This is a genomic window from Burkholderia sp. KBS0801, from assembly GCF_005937855.2.
GTDB classification, from domain to species: Bacteria; Pseudomonadota; Gammaproteobacteria; order Burkholderiales; family Burkholderiaceae; genus Burkholderia; species Burkholderia ambifaria.
Window position 1 is genome coordinate 422,858 of sequence record NZ_CP042179.1, and the last position, 15,592, is coordinate 438,449.

The following is a 15,592-nucleotide window of genomic DNA, read 5'->3' on the forward strand; positions in this document are numbered from 1 at the left end:
ACCGGGCATCGGCGGAGGCCGGAAGTCGTGCGGCACCACATGGTTTTGACCACACATATTTTTGTCCGTCGGCACGTTCGACTCGGCACGACGAGAAAATCTATGTGGTCGGGATGTGCGTCTTTGGAGCGGCCCACGTATCTGCGGACACAAGGACTCTCTTGAAATAAGGGATAGTCTCCTCGCTTTCCAGTTGCAGCAGGTCGCTTCCAAGCTGCCGTCCTTGCGGCAACGCTCCGCCGGCTTCTGGCCAGCTTCGGCTTCCTTCAAGATGCCGATGATTTGCTCTTCGGTAAATCGCTTTTTCATCGCCGTTCCTCTCCGGAACGGACTCTACACAGTCACCGTAATTTTGTTCCCGTGGTGCCCGCGCCTGCTTGTATCACATATCGGCAGCGGGTATTTCGCAATTTCCGTAAGGGACTGCTCCAGGATCGACTGCTAATCGCGCTCGATCTCCGGCCGTTATCTGCAAGTATTCCGTCGAAGCTGCACTCTGCAGAGTGCAGCTTCGCACCTTCTCCTACCCATTCGTCAATCTGCAAGGTCGGTAAGCACATGAAGCTGTCATTTGCGCAGAAACTCTGGTTGCCACTCATCCTGAGCCTGCTGTGTCTCGCCGGGGTATCGATCTACAACGCTTGCCAGACTCGGGAAATGCGGCTGGAGGAACGCAAGGCGGACCTGAAACACGCATCGGAGATCGCCCTGAGCGTGGTCAAGACCTTTGGCGATCAGGTTGCCGCCGGCGCCATGCCAGTAGCGGAAGCCCAGAAGCGGGCCTTGGACAGCGTCCGGAATATGCGGTACGGCGAAGACGGTTATTTTGTGGTACTGAATTCTCAACCGACGGTGCTGATGAACCCCGCAAAACCGGAACTGGAAGGCAAGGACGTCAGCGATTTCAAGGATCCGAACGGTGTCTACTTCTTCCGGGACACGGTCGCAGTCATCAAGCATGACGGCCGGGGTTTTACCGCGTATTCCTTTCCGAAACCGGGGAGAACCGAAGCCTCTCCGAAAATCGTCTACAACGTGCGCTATCAGCCGTGGGACTGGATTCTCATGACGGGGGTGTATGCCGACGACCTCGATGCCGCATTCCACTCGACGCTGTACCAGAGTCTCGGCATTCTGGTGGTACTGGCCGGCGCCCTGTCGGTTGTCGTGTTGCCGCTCAACCGCGGCATCTCGCGCTCACTGGGCGGTGAACCGTCCTACGCTGCCGAGATTGCAAACCGGATCGCCAGCAACGATCTGACCGCCGTGGTGAAGACCGCACCGGACGATCGCTCGAGCCTGATTTTTTCGATGAAGCGCATGCAGGATCAGCTCACGCAGACGATCGGCACGATCAAGGTTTCGGCTGACTCGATCGCTACCGCCACCCACCAAATTGCGGCGGGCAACCAGGACCTGTCGCAGCGCACCGAAGAACAGGCCGCCTCGCTCGGGGAAACGGCTGCCAGCATGGAGCAATTGACCTCTACGGTCACCCGGAATGCCGACAATGCCAGTCAGGCCAGCCAACTCGCCGCGCAGGCGGCCGAGGTGGCGGAGCAGGGCGGCACGGTCGTATCGCGCGTGGTGGAAACCATGGATGGCATCAACGCCAGCTCGGACAAGATCGCCAACATTGTCGGTCTCATCGAGGGCATCGCCTTCCAGACCAATATCCTCGCGCTGAATGCGGCTGTCGAAGCGGCGCGGGCGGGCGAGCAGGGACGGGGTTTCGCCGTGGTCGCCTCTGAAGTACGTTCGCTGGCACAGCGCTCCTCAGCGGCGTCCAAGGAAATCAAGGAGCTGATCCACGATTCCGTGGAGCGCGTGCAGGCAGGGGCCGGCCATGTACGGGAAGCGGGTGCGAAGATGCGCGAGATCACGTACGAGATCAGGCGCGTGACGGACATCATGGGGGAAATCACAGCCGCATCACAGGAACAGAGCAAAGGTATCGGCCAGGTCAACCAAGCCGTCACGCAGATGGACGAAGTCACGCAGCAGAACGCGGCGCTGGTCGAACAGGCCGCCGCCGCCGCCGGCTCGCTCGAGTCGCAGGCGAACGATCTGAAAGCGGCCGTTTCAATGTTCAGACTGAACGCCTCACGCGACGCCGAAGTCAGCCGCCCTGTCGCGCCCGCCTGGCATCCGCGAGACCTCGACTCAAAGGGAATCGTTCAAGCTTGAATACAAGCACACCGTTGCCCGGGCGGATTCCGAACCTCGTCATTCAACTTCTGATGCTGCTCAATTCGAGCGCGGTCGGGTTTAGCCCAGCAGTTTCATCGTTGCGAGAGGCGATCATGCTGGTCGGCACGCGGCAAATCACGCGCTGGGCCCAGTTGCTCCTGTTTGCCGATGAACGTGCGGACGCGTTTCGTTCCGATCCGCTGGCACAGCTGTGTGGCACGCGTGCGTGATTCATGGAACTTGCCGCCGGCCGGCTGCGGCCCGATGACGATCGGTTTGCAGACACCGCGTTCAGCGAGCGTCGCAATAAGGGGGTAATGGCCGCACCGTCGACCTCGCCCTGCCCGCAGCCGCTTGACTTGCCGCCGCGCAGCCCGGATGTCGTCATGGCACTCAACTCCCGTCCGAATCTGCCGTTAACTCAGGGCGACTGCCCTGAGAGGGCGGTGCTCCGGCGTGTGGATTCGCTGGACAAGAGGGCGTCGACCGTGGTCTTGCGGCCAGAGTGCCGCGCTCGTCGCCGCGACGCCGCGACGATGAGTCATTCCCCGTTTGCGAATTCGATGAGTACGCAACCATTCGACGCAAGTGACATCCTGTCGTGCCGGCCGCCGCAGGTGAGCCCGAAGGTTGCCGGACCGAAGTGCGCCGGCGAGGATTTTTGTGTTGGTTAGAGAATGTATCCGAACAGCTATGATGTTCCGATTGCGCGCCTCGTTGCGCGTCAGATTCTGTCCTGCGCGCCGGCCACGCCGGTGCGGGAGGTCGCGCGACGCATGTTCGCCGAACGTTGCAGCTCGATCGTCGTGATGAAGGATGAACAGGTCGTCGGGATCTGGACCGAACATGATGCACTGTCGGCCGGCGACAATCCGCGCGACCTCGACCGGCCGGTCAGCGAGGTGATGAGCCATCCGGTGCTGACGATCGAGGCCAATACGCCTCTGGGTGAAGCCGCGTTGAAGTTCAAACAGTCGGGGGTACGGCACTTCGTGGTGGTGCGGGACGGCACCGCGATCGGCGTGCTGACGCAGACCGACATCGTCGTGAACCAGGGGGCGGAATTTTTCCTGCACCTGAAGCCGATCGAATCGATCCGCGTTCATCCGCCCGTTGTGGTGCCGGAGCAGGCCACGTTGCACGAAGTCATCGCGCTGATGCGTGCGCAACGGCTCGATGCGATTCTCGTCGGCTATGACGACGGCGAGCACGGCATCCTGACGGAACGGGACATCGTCCGTCTGTTGGCAGACGGCGGTGCCGACGGCGCGGTCGGGGCCTACGCGAGCAAGCCGCTGCAGATGCTGACAGCGAAGCAGAGCCTGTATGCAGCGCAGCGCTTCATGACCGAGCACAATATGCGGCACGTCGGCATCCAAGACGAGGGAGGCAGGCTGACCGGGCTGCTCTGTTTCGCGGACGTGCTGCAGAGCATCGAGCACGAATACGCGAACGAGCTGCGCAGCGCGTTGCGTGAGCGCGACGAAGCGCTGGGTCTCGCGCGCTTCAACCTGCGCATGGCGGACCGGGTGTTCGAATCGGCGCTCGAAGGCATCATGGTGACCGATCGGCACGCGAAGATCGAGCGCGTCAACCAGGCCTTCACGCGCCTGACAGGGTACACCGAGGACGAAGTGATCGGGCGCAACCCGGGCCTGCTGAGTTCGGGGCGCCAGACGCCCGATTTCTACAAGCAGCTGTGGCATTCGCTCACGACCGATGGCCACTGGCAAGGCGAAATCTGGAATCGCCGCAAGACCGGCGAGCTGTTTCTCGAATACCTGACGATCACCAGCATTCGCGACAGCGAAGGCGAGATCTCCCACTACGCGGCGATTTTTTCCGACATCACACAGCGGCGCCAGGCGGAGGAGCGGCTGGGCTATCTCGCCACGCACGACGTGCTCACCAATCTCGCGAACCGGATGCTGTTCGAGGAGCGGCTCACGCATGCGATCGTTCACGCGAAGCGGCTCGGTCGCAAGGTCGCGGTGATGTACCTCGATCTCGACCGCTTCAAGCTGGTCAACGATACGCTCGGGCACAACGCCGGCGACGAGGTGCTGAAGATGGTCGCGGAGCGCATCGTCGCGAACGTGCGCGCGAACGACACGGTGGCGCGCATGGGCGGTGACGAATTCGCGCTCGTGCTCGAGGAGGTCGACGATGTCCGCGACGTCGGGCGAGTCGCGCGCAAGCTGCTTGACGAAGTGGGACGGGCGATCGATATCGTTGATCGCCAGATCTTCGTGACGCCGAGCATCGGCATCAGCATCTATCCGGACGACGGCACCGAGGCGGAGGACTTGATCCTGCTCGCGGACCAGGCGATGTACGGCGCGAAGAACCGCGGCAGGAACGTGTTCCAGTTCTTCGAGAGCAAGATGACGTCGTCGGCGATCGAGCAGCTCGAGACGCTCGGCGAGTTGCACCGCGCGCTTGAGCAGAATGAATTCCGCCTGTTCTACCAGCCGCAATACGATCTGGCGAGCGGCCGGATCGTCGGCGTGGAGGCGCTGCTGCGCTGGTTGCATCCGCGCAGGGGTTTGGTGCCGCCGGGCGACTTCATCGGGCTGGCGGAGCGATCCGCGCTGATCGTCCCGATCGGCAGGTGGGTGCTGCACGAAGCCTGCCGCCAGGCCCGCCGCTGGCTCGACGAGGGCTTCGAGTTCGGGCGTGTGTCGGTGAACGTATCGGCGCGACAGTGTTTTACCGACCATTTCCTCAGCGACCTGACGACCATTCTCAGCGAAACCGCATTGCCGGCCGAATACCTGCAGCTCGAGTTGCTCGAAAGCATGGCGATGAACACCCGCGAGGAAATCGGCATCCTGCTGCGCGAACTGGCGACGCGGGGAATCAGCCTCGCGATCGATGATTTCGGTACGGGTTACTCGTCGCTGGTGTATCTGAAGGACCTGCCCGTCGATACGCTGAAGATCGATCAGTCGTTCCTCACGGACTGCGGCTCGGGTAGCACGGACGACGCGATCGTGCGCGCGATCGTTGCAATGGGGCGCGCGCTGGGCCTCGATGTCGTGATGGAGGGCGTCGAGACGGCAAAGCAGCTGGCCTTCCTGCAGGAGATCGGTTGCCACCAGGGGCAGGGCTTCCTGTTCGCACGGCCGCAGCCCGCCGACCGACTGGTCGGCATCTCGTCGCGCCGCGGCGCTGAGTTGCTTGCAGAGTGAGCCGGTCGCGCCCCGGCCGTTCCGGCTGCGGCGCGACTATCCCGCAAACAGTTCGATCGACGGGCACACGGGGCCCAGGGCCTGCTCGGAAATTTTCCGGAAATGGTTGAGCAATCGCTTTATCCGATTGACATATATCAAATGTTGTGAGTCTCAAGATCGCACGATAGATCTGACGAGCGTGCAGTGCTCAGTTCAGACAAGGAGACCAACCATGGAAATCTCGTTGCGCGACCTGCTTACGGTCCTGCATGGCATGGGATTCGGCGCGTTGTTCATGCTGGCGTTTTCCGGTGCGCTCGCCGAACTCTACCGGATGTCGGCTCCCGGTGCGCCGGTAGTCCCACCGACTCGCGAGCACAGACTGCTCATGCTGTACCTCTCGGCGATGGTGATCCTGGCTTGGGCGGCCGTGCTCTCGGGTGCCTACATCGTTTATCCGTGGTACCGGGCGATTCCGCCGGCGGGGCTGATCGATCTGGCGAACTACCCGCAACGGCTGCTTCTTGCCAGCCCCAACACTTCAGGTTGGCATAGCCTCGGCATGGAATGGAAAGAGCACGTTGCGTGGCTCGCGCCGATCTCCATGACGATGGTTGCGTACGTATTCGCCAAGTATGGCCCGTCGCTCGTCAAGTTGCCGCAGATCCGCCATGCGGTTCTCGCGTTTGCCGTTGTCGCGTTTGTCGCGACCGGCGTCGCCGGTGCGTTCGGTGCGTTCCTGAGCAAGTACGCACCTGTGCGCGGCGGCACCTCCATTCATCTCATGAGGGGAGAGTGATATGGGACCGACCGAAACCCCGACCTCCGCGCACAGCAGTGCCGAGCGCGGACAGCGTCAAAATGACTTGTCACCGGAGCGTGCAGCACGATCAACACAAAGCGCAGTCGGCGAATCGATGGACAATGGCCCGGCCGCCGCGGCGATTCTTGCCGCCGGCATTGGTTGCTTTGCTGTCGGGCTATTTGCGCTGGCTGGCGATGCATCCAAAGCTGTTGCGCACTTTTTCACGTTCTACAGCCCCACGGGGCCGCTTTCGGGCGTGACGACAAGCGCGATCGTCGTCTGGCTGTGCTCATGGTTTGTGCTGTCGCGCCAGTGGGGCACGAAATCGGTGGCACTCGGACGCATCACCCACGTGTCCTTCGTCCTGCTGGCGCTGAGCGTGATGCTCACTTTCCCGCCGTTCATGGACCTGTTGCAAGGGAAGTAGCTGCGGCGTTGTCCGGTTCACGTGAAAAAGGCGCCACCCAGCGTGGCGCCTTCCATCATTGACGACCTTTCCGCATCGAACGACAGAGTCATGAGTTGCAGTGGCGCAGGTGCGAAGAACCGCCGGGGATCCGGACAAGTCTACTGTCGCCCGATCGTGCGGCGACAGGTTGACCTGAATCATCGTCGCCCCGATCGCCGGCTTGCCGATCGCGAACGCGACGTGAATGCGGCGCGGGCCACGTAACGTGCGCGCGCGGCGTGCCTGGCCCTCTGGATCGCCGGCGAACAGCCACGCGCACACTGACGTTCATGATACGGAAACCTCATGCCCGCATTGTTCACGAACACGTCGAATCGCCAGATCAGTTCCCGTTCCGATGCTGCGGCCCTGACGGTGGCCGGTGCCACGCCACACCCGAAGCCGGTCGAGGCCGATGGCGGCCGATTGCTGAGCCCCCACGAAATCGCGGCGCTGATGGTGCTCGCCAGCGAACCGCGGCACCAGCAGGCCGATCCGGCCGACCTTCGCTGCCTCGTCGATCGGGGGCTCGTTCGCCTGGATGCCGCGCCGCTTGCGGAAGCCCCGTCGACCTGTCGTCCGACGGGCGTCAGATGGTGTTGCGTCTCGGCAGACGAGATCGCGCCGGGCACGGTCGCAACGTTGAATTCACGGCCGTGCGTCGCATGTTCATGGGCGCGACAGCGATTGGCGCGTTGCGCTGACCTACGTCAATTCCGTACGGCGAAGTCGCACCTACCGTTGTTGTTATCGGATGCGGACAGGAGCATGGCCATGAAATGCGGCCGCGAGCCGAAGAAGGGTGTCGAGCAGGCGCTCGAGAGGGAGGGAGCCGCGGATCGATGCGGTGGGCATCGGCGCGGACGTTTCCGTTGCGTGATGGTCCAGGCGGCGACGGGCGTCGATCGACGTTTCGCTGCGCCCCGGCCGGGAGAATGAACATGAATGCCGCGATGCTCTGCACCCGCGATGTCGCCATGTGTTCCACGCGGGCAACCGTCGTCGAGGCGGCCGAAATGATGCGCGGCACCCACGCCGGCGATCTGGTCGTCGTACGTGAACAGGACGGACGACGTGCGCCGGTCGGCATGGTGACCGATCGAGACATCGTGCTCACCGTGGTGGGCGCTGATGCCGAGGCCGGCTCGCTGTTCGTCGGCGACATCATGTCGACGCCCGTTGCGATTGCGAACGTCGACGACGACATCTGGCTGCTCGCGAAGCGGATGCGCCAGCACGGTGTCCGCCGGCTGCCGGTCGTCGATGGCGACGGTGATCTGGTCGGTGTTGTCTCGCTCGACGATCTGCTTCGCGCGGCCGCGGCGCTGCTCGACGAGTTGCGCCTCGTGGCGGCCCGCCAGACGTATTTCGAGGAGAAGCAGCGTGGCTGATCCGGTGTGTCCCGGCGTGCGCCGCGCACGACGTAGCGGCGGGCATGCGTTGATCGCGGTCAATGCCGCGCGGTGCCGCCAATACGATGGATCGCATCTCGGTGAGGGATGGTGACCATGAACAGGATCACAGCCGCATGCCGCGTGCTCGTACTCTGCGCGGCGGCGTGCTGCGTGCCGACGCAGCCGGCACATGCGCAGCATGCGCGCCATGTCCCCCGCCAGGATTTTCACGGCCGCGACTTTCATCACTTCGCGCCACGGGAGCGCGCGCACTGGAGGGGCGGCCACTGGGTGCAGGACTGGCACGGCGGGCGTTACGCGTGGTGGTGGATCGTCGACGGCTACTGGTATTTCTATCCGGAACCCATGTATCCGTTTCCGACGTACATCCCACCTGCGGTGATCATGCAGCGGCCGCCGCCGACTCCCAGCCGGCTTCCACCGGCACGTGCGTGGTACTACTGCAACGACCCGCGCGGATACTATCCATATGTCGCGTCGTGCAATGGCGTCTGGACCGCGGTTCCGTCGAGCCCGGGGCCGGCGCCGCAATGAGGAAGCGACGCTTGTCCGCACCGGAGCGACCGGGCACCGGCCGCACGATTGCGCGCAGGCGGCGCGGGAGGGCACATGATGAACGGATCTTGGCTGGATGCGGACGTCGACGACGTACTGCTGACGGATTTGTATGAGCTGACGATGCTGCAGGCCGCGTTCGATGCTGGAATGAACGAAGCGGCCAGCTTCGAGTTCTTCGTACGGGCGCTGCCGGAGCATCGCGCATTCCTGATGGCGGCGGGACTGGAACTGGTGCTCGACTATCTGGAGGGCCTGCGCTTCAGTGCCGCCGCGCTGGAGCGACTGGCCGCAACCGGGCGCTTTCGCGCGGATTTCATTGCATCGCTCGCCGGCTTCCGCTTTACCGGCACCGTCGACGCGATGCCGGAAGGCACGGTGTTCTTCGCCGACGAACCGATTCTGCGGATCACGGCCCCGTTCCGCGAGGCACAGTTCGTCGAGAGCCGCGTGATGAACCTGCTCCACTACGCAACGCTGGTCGCAAGCAAGGCCGCGCGCGCCACGCTCGTCGCGCACGGCAGGTTGCTGGTCGATTTTGGCCTGCGGCGCGCTCATGGCGCGGAGGCGGCGATGCTGTCCGCGCGTGCCAGCTACCTGGCAGGATTCTCCGGTACGGCGACCCTGCTCGCCGGGTTGCGCTACGGCATTCCCGTGTACGGCTCGATGGCGCATTCATACGTCCAGGCACACGACGACGAAGCGCTCGCATTCGAGCACTTCGCGCGCTCGCAGCCGGATGACGCATTGCTGCTGATCGACACGTACGATACAGAGCACGCGGCGGACAAGGTCGTCGAGCTTGCGCGGCGGCTCGGGCCCGAAAACGTGCGCATCAAGGGCGTCCGGATCGACAGCGGCGATCTGGCGGCGCACGCGCGCAATGTCCGCGCGATTCTCGATCGCGGCGGCCTGACGGATGCGATGATCTTCGCGAGCGGCAATCTCGATGAAATCCGGCTGCAGGAGCTCGTCCGCCAGCACGCACCCATCGACGGCTTCGGAATCGGTACGCAGATCAGCACGTCGGCGGACGCACCGTGCCTCGACTGCACGTACAAGCTCGTCGAGTATGCGGGCCGGGCGCGCTGCAAACGCTCGGAGGGCAAGGCGACGCTGCCGGGCCGCAAGCAGGTATTCCGGCAATACGACCCGGATGGGCGAATCAGCGCCGACTGCATCGGTCTCGACGGCGAGCGCATCGACGGAGCGCCGCTGTTGCGGCCCGCCATGACCACAGGGACGCGGCTCGCGGCCCCCACGCTTGGCGAGAGCCGCATTCACGCAATGCGCGAACTGTCCACGCTACCCGATCCGATGCACGCGCTGATGCCCGTCGTGGCGCTGCAGCCGCTGATTTCTCCGGCGCTGGCGGCACTCGTCGCGCAGTCGAATGCAATGCCGGGCGCGCATTCCGGGGAGCAAGCGGCATGAACGATGGCCGTATCCCGGACGGCCGCGCGATCGGGCTCGCGTGCAGGGACGCGGTGCGTGTCCCATGCGGTGCTGATGTTATCGGCAGCGGGCGGTTACACCGTTAGCGTTCGCGCGCCGGTCGTCGCGCCGTACGGCGCCGATCGTCTGTGCCACGCATTTCCGGAAGGCGGCGGCCGCGACGGGGGCGGCCGGCATCAACCGGCTCGCGCCGGATCGTCTCGACGCGTTCGTCGACGCACTCTCGAACGCGTACCCGGCCGCGTGAGCCGGCGCAGGCGTGCTCGTCGGCGCGATACCGCGTGGCCGGAACGAGTGCCATCGCGAGGCGCCTGAGCCGGGGCCATTGCCCGGCGGTAGGCGCCGCAATCGTGGTCCCGCCCGTTGCAGGACGGTTGACGCAGGTCAAGCCCACCGGCCGGCCAGCCCGGGAAGATGAACCGCCATCATCGCCGGGGGAGGCGTCGTGGAGCACCATGCGGAGGTATTGCGGGGCGGGCGCTGGACGCTGCCCGCGCCGGGCTGGCGGGATCTCGTCGCGACGCTGATCGTCGTCGGCTTCCTGCTGCTGGCCGGTATCTGGGCGCATCAGATGGCCGGCCCGCTGACGGTGGCGCATCCTCCGGCCATCTCGCTGTCCCCGGCGGCGCTGCCCGGCTATACGCTGCGCACCGTCGCGCGCATGTTCGCGGCACTGCTCGCGTCGATTGCCTTCACGTTCGTCTTCGCGACCGCGGCGGCGCGCAGCCGTCGCGCCGAGCGCGTGCTGATCCCGCTGCTCGACGCGCTGCAGTCGGTGCCGATCCTCGGCTACCTGTCGTTTACCGTGCTGTTCTTTCTCTCGCTGTTCCCGGGGCGGATCCTCGGCGCCGAGTGTGCTGCGATCTTCGCGATCTTCACGAGCCAGGCGTGGAACATGACGTTCAGCTTTTATCAGGCGCTGCGCACGGTGCCGCTCGATCTCGACGAGACCAGTCGCAGCTTCCGGCTGTCCGCGTGGCAGCGCTTCTGGCGCCTCGACGTGCCGTTCGCGATGCCCGGCCTGGTCTGGAACGCGATGATGTCGATGTCGGGCGGCTGGTTCTTCGTGGTCGCATCCGAGGCGATCGCGGTCGGCAACCTGCACGTCGACCTGCCCGGCGTGGGCGCCTACGTCGCGCAGGCGATCGCGAACCGCGACCTGGCTGCGGTGGGCTGGGCGATCGTCGCGATGATCGTCGCGATCGTCCTGTACGACCAGTTGCTGTTCAGGCCGCTGGTCTCGTGGTCGGAGCGGTTCCGGTACGGCGATGCGGCGCCCGCGATCGCGTCGCGCAGCTGGATGCTCGACCTGTTCCAACGATCGCGATGGGTCGCCCGCGCGAGCGGCCCGGTCCGCGCGCTGCTGCACCGCGCGGCGCGTGCGCGGCTGCGCGGGTTCACGCCGGCGTGGCGCGGCCGAATCGCGCTGCCGCGGCACACGGGCGACGTGCTCTGGTTCGCGATGTGCGGCGCCGGATGCGCGTACGCGGCGTACGAACTGTTCCGGCTTGGACGCGCAACGCTGACGTGGACGGACCTGCGCGTCGTGGCCGGCGCAGGGGCGCTCACATTCGCACGCGTGACCGTGCTGGTCATGCTTGCGTCGGCGCTCTGGGTGCCGATCGGTATCTCGATCGGCCTCCGGCCGGACGTGGCTGCCCGCATCCAGCCGGTCACGCAGTTCCTCGCCGCGTTTCCGGCCAACCTGCTGTTTCCTGTCGCCGTCTTCGCGATCGTGCGCTTGCGGCTCGCGCCCGACATCTGGCTGTGCCTGCTGATGATATTGGGCGCGCAATGGTATGTCCTGTTCAATGTGATCGCCGGTGCGAGCGCGTTCCCCGCCGACCTGCGCGAAGCGGCGGCGTGCTTCCGGGTGCGGCCTGTTACGTGGTGGCGTCGCGTCATGCTGCCGGGTGTGCTGCCATATTTCGTCACTGGCGCGATTACCGCGTCGGGCGGCGCATGGAACGCGAGCATCGTCGCCGAAGCGGTGAGCTGGGGCAACACACGCCTGAACGCCGGCGGACTCGGCGCCTATATCGCGCGGATGACCGACGCCGGCGATTATCCGCGCATCGCGCTCGGCGTCGCCGTCATGTCGCTGTTCGTGATTGCGACCAATCGGTTCGTGTGGCGCCCGCTGTACGCGTTCGCGGAGCGCCGCACGCGGCTCGATTGAGCCCTCGCTCTATCCTTTGGCATCCATTACTCACGGGAGACACGCGTGTCGAATCTCGACGAATCCACGGAACGGAATGTCGCGAACGCGACCGTTCCGCCTTCGGACACGGCGGCGATCGTGCTCGAGATGCAGGCCGTATGCAAGTCGTTCACGAAGCCGTCCGGCGAACCGCTGCACGTGCTGGCCAATATCGATCTCGCGCTTCACGAAGGCGAGATACTGGGGTTGCTGGGCCGCTCCGGCTCGGGCAAATCCACGCTGCTGAGGATCGCCGGCGGCCTTGTCAAACCCTCATCCGGCGCGGTGACCTATCGCGGTGCACCGCTCTCCGGTCCGACCGACGGCATAGCCGTGGTGTTCCAGACCTTCGCGCTGTACCCGTGGCTGACCGTTATCGAAAACGTCGAGCTCGGCCTCGACGCGCTGGGCCTCGCCGCGCGCGACGTGCGTGCCCGCGCGGCTGCCGCGATCGAGCTGATCGGGCTCGACGGGTTCGAATCGGCATTTCCTCGCGAACTGTCGGGCGGCATGCGCCAGCGGGTGGGTTTCGCCCGCGCGCTCGTCAGCGAACCCGTGCTGCTGTTGATGGATGAACCGTTCTCCGCGCTCGACGTACTGACTGCGGAAACGCTGCGCACAGACTTTCTCGACCTGTGGGATGCGCGCCAGCTGTCGACGCGTGCGGTGCTGATGGTGACGCACAACATCGAGGAAGCCGTGCTGATGTGCGATCGCATCCTGGTGCTCGGCGCCGCTCCGGCGCGCATCGAGGCGATGCTGAACGTGCCGCTGCCGCATCCGCGCAGCCGGCATGATCCGGCCGTTCAGGCGATCGTCGGCAAGATCTATGCGACGCTGACCACACGCATCGCCGACGCGACGGCAGGCCAGGAAGCGACGGGCAGTGCGCTGGCCATGAAGCTGCCCGACGTGTCGAGCCACCATCTCGCCGGGTTCGTCGACACGCTCGCAGCCGCGCCGTATGACGGCCATGTGGAGCTCGGCACGATTGCGTCGGCGCTCGCGCTGCGGGTCGATGCGTTGTATGCGACCGCGGCCGCACTTCACCTGCTTGCCTTTGCTGAATGGCACGGTCGGTCCATCCGCCTGAGCGCCGCGGGCCACGTGTTCGCGCAGAGCGCCGATGATGCGCGGCGACGCCTGTTTCGCGAGCATGTCGTCCGGTTCGTGCCGCTCGCCGCGCATATCGATGAAGTGCTGGGCGAACGCGCAGGGCATCGCGCGCCGCGCGCACGTTTCGAGCTCGAACTCGAGGATCACCTCGATCCGCGCAGCGCGGAGCAGGCGCTGCGTGTCGTGACCGACTGGGGCCGCTACGCGGGACTGTTCGACTACGACGACCATACCCGCACCTTCGGCCGCTGATCGTCAGTTCCAACGCACTGCATTCGGCCGTGCACGCGATTCGACCGGCCGGGTACTGATTTTTCCGCGGTGCGCAGGCGGCCGGGCCGCGTGCCGACGAGGCTCGCACTGCGAGTTTACGTACGCAGCGCGGCGAGCAATGGCGCCCAGAATGCGTGGCTCCCATACGCCGCGACATCGCAATCGGTGTCGAAACGAATCGCGATCGCCGCTTCGAGTTCGGTCAGCGGGTCGGCATGCTCGATCTGTCGTGCCAGCACGGCGGCGTCGGCATCGGAGGCATCGCGTCCGCATGCCGCCCGCGCCGCGACACGTGCGGCGAGCGTCGCCTGGCCCGCGACGAAATCGAGAATCGCGACGCGCACGCCGAGCCGTGCGGCGAGCGAGATGAACGCCGCGCGGTTGCGTTCGCGCAGGAACGTCGCGTCGACGATCGCCGTATAGCCGCTGTCGAGCACCACGCCGGCGTCCGAAAGCAGCCTTTCGTAGATCCTGTCGATCGCCGTGTCCGAATAGGTGTCGCGCGGCAGGCGGGTGTTCCCCGGGACACCGGCACTCCGCTTGCGTTCGACATCGCTGGACAGCCGGATCGCCCCGAGCCGCCCCGCCAGCTCACGGCTTGCCAGCGATTTGCCCGAGCCGGAAACCCCGTGACATAGGAGCAGTACCGGTTGCGCATCGCGCCGCGCATCGGCCATGGTCGAACCAATGCGCAGATAGCGGGCACGCGCCGCTTCGTCACCGCGCAGACTCGCGGTCAGCGCGCGCACCAGTGCCCGATAGACGAAGTAGCACGGCAGCACGCCCAGTGCAGCATGGTCGCCCGTGCGTGCCAGCCATCCGGAAAGGAGGCGGTGGGCGCAATCCTCGCGCCCGTGGGCGGAGAAATCCATCAACGCGAACGCGAGATCGCTCGCCACGTCGATCCAGCGCAGCGTGTCGTCGAATTCGATGCAGTCGAACATCAGGATCCGGTTGCGCCAGCGGACGATATTGTCGAGATGCAGATCGCCGTGGCACGCGCGCACGAATCCATGCGCGTGCCGATCGGCAAGCCGCGGTGCGATGCGGGTCAACTCGGCTTCGTACCAGGCCCGCAATGCGGCTTCGTCCGTCACGGCGACGTCGAGCGCGTCGAGCAACGGCCGGCACTGGGCCGCGACGCACTCCGCACTGCCGGGATAGCCCCTCGGGGCACGGCGCGGCGCATGCAGATGATGGCGGGCCAACATGGCGGCGAGGGCGTCCGCATCCGCCAGCCCTTCATCGAGCGACGCGCTGCGGACCGACAACATCCGTCGTGCGTCGAACCGGCGCATGCGCACCACGTACTCGCCAGGTGGTGCCGTCTGCTGCCGATGCCGGCGCCCGCCGATCCGCACCGGCGCGTCGAACGCGCATCGCCGGCCGCGTGCGACGAGCGGCCAGACGCCCAGGTACAGCGGGCCGGCGAACGGTCGATTGAGCGTGCACTCCGCGAGCGCGCAGCGGCGCCGCCGCGCAGCGCGCACGAGATCGACGAACGCGAAACGCACCGGCTTGATGCGCTTGTACGCGTAGCGCCCCGCCAGATAGACGACGGACAGATGCGTTTCGATCCGCTCGATGCGGCCCGCGGGGTGCGGATACGTGACGGGCCGACTCAATGCGCGATCGAATTGCATCGCCTTTCGTGCATTTCCGCGGCCCAGCGCAAATGGTACGTGAGACGTTCGGGACATGGTGGACGGATCGGTATGGCGGGCGGGCGCGTCGTTGCCGCACCGCGCAGGTTGGATTCGAACGAGAACGGCACGTTCCCGTCTGCTCGATTTTGTCGGATCGGTGTGGCAGGCCACGCACCACCGCTCGACGGACTCCATTGCAGCCGAGCAGCGCGCGTGCCGACTTGATACGCGTCAAGCCTGCAACGAAAGAGGACGCTTGACGCAAGTCAACCGCGCTCGCGGGCGCGGCAATACAGTCGGTTCCAGCACCCGTGAA

At 65.4% G+C, this 15,592-nt stretch carries 12 protein-coding genes and 1 pseudogene; 11 read left to right on the plus strand and 2 right to left on the minus strand.

Annotated features, from left to right (window positions below):
- Positions 1-180 precede the first annotated feature (180 nt).
- Positions 181-309, minus strand: a pseudogene (locus tag FFI87_RS35100) (transposase); the annotation flags it as partial.
- Positions 310-558: 249 nt separating this feature from the next.
- On the opposite strand from FFI87_RS35100, the gene FFI87_RS31340 reads away from it, so the two are divergent.
- The 11 genes from FFI87_RS31340 (at position 559) to FFI87_RS31395 (ending at position 13,609) form a co-directional block, all read left to right on the plus strand.
- Positions 559-2,187: a methyl-accepting chemotaxis protein gene (locus FFI87_RS31340; RefSeq protein ID WP_138850398.1), complete on the plus strand. Its 1,629-nt coding sequence runs from the start codon at positions 559-561 to the stop codon at positions 2,185-2,187.
- Positions 2,184-2,420, plus strand: coding sequence for an HDOD domain-containing protein (locus tag FFI87_RS31345; protein WP_186381778.1), 237 nt, complete (start codon positions 2,184-2,186; stop codon positions 2,418-2,420). Before FFI87_RS31340 ends, FFI87_RS31345 begins: the two co-directional genes overlap by 4 nt.
- Before the next feature lie 447 nt (positions 2,421-2,867).
- Complete coding sequence (locus FFI87_RS31350; RefSeq protein ID WP_138850399.1) at positions 2,868-5,381, plus strand: EAL domain-containing protein; 2,514 nt, start codon at positions 2,868-2,870, stop codon at positions 5,379-5,381.
- Between the two features lie 214 nt (positions 5,382-5,595).
- On the plus strand, positions 5,596-6,162 hold the full coding sequence (locus tag FFI87_RS31355) for a hypothetical protein (protein ID WP_138850400.1): 567 nt from the start codon (positions 5,596-5,598) through the stop codon (positions 6,160-6,162).
- 1 nt (position 6,163) lies between these two features.
- The gene (locus FFI87_RS31360; RefSeq protein WP_012372498.1) at positions 6,164-6,595 is read left to right on the plus strand and encodes a hypothetical protein; all 432 of its coding nucleotides are present in this window, start codon (positions 6,164-6,166) and stop codon (positions 6,593-6,595) included.
- A gap of 327 nt (positions 6,596-6,922) precedes the next feature.
- Positions 6,923-7,555 (plus strand): hypothetical protein, encoded by a 633-nt coding sequence (locus FFI87_RS35105; protein WP_261378671.1) that lies wholly within the window; start codon positions 6,923-6,925, stop codon positions 7,553-7,555.
- 2 nt (positions 7,556-7,557) lie between these two features.
- A complete protein-coding gene (locus FFI87_RS31370; protein WP_012372500.1) occupies positions 7,558-8,007 on the plus strand; it encodes a CBS domain-containing protein in 450 nt (149 codons plus the stop codon).
- Between the two features lie 117 nt (positions 8,008-8,124).
- The gene (locus FFI87_RS31375) at positions 8,125-8,565 is read left to right on the plus strand and encodes a hypothetical protein (protein ID WP_012372501.1); all 441 of its coding nucleotides are present in this window, start codon (positions 8,125-8,127) and stop codon (positions 8,563-8,565) included.
- Positions 8,566-8,643: 78 nt separating this feature from the next.
- Entirely contained in the window at positions 8,644-10,020 is a 1,377-nt protein-coding gene (locus FFI87_RS31380; protein ID WP_138850863.1) for a nicotinate phosphoribosyltransferase, read from the plus strand.
- A gap of 466 nt (positions 10,021-10,486) precedes the next feature.
- On the plus strand, positions 10,487-12,220 hold the full coding sequence (locus tag FFI87_RS31390; protein ID WP_138850401.1) for an ABC transporter permease: 1,734 nt from the start codon (positions 10,487-10,489) through the stop codon (positions 12,218-12,220).
- A 129-nt stretch (positions 12,221-12,349) separates the two neighbouring features.
- Entirely contained in the window at positions 12,350-13,609 is a 1,260-nt protein-coding gene (locus FFI87_RS31395; RefSeq protein ID WP_186381780.1) for a nitrate/sulfonate/bicarbonate ABC transporter ATP-binding protein, read from the plus strand.
- 116 nt (positions 13,610-13,725) lie between these two features.
- Here FFI87_RS31395 and FFI87_RS31400 read toward each other — a convergent pair whose 3' ends face one another.
- A complete protein-coding gene (locus FFI87_RS31400) occupies positions 13,726-15,330 on the minus strand; it encodes an AAA family ATPase (RefSeq protein ID WP_138850403.1) in 1,605 nt (534 codons plus the stop codon).
- Positions 15,331-15,592: the final 262 nt, after the last annotated feature.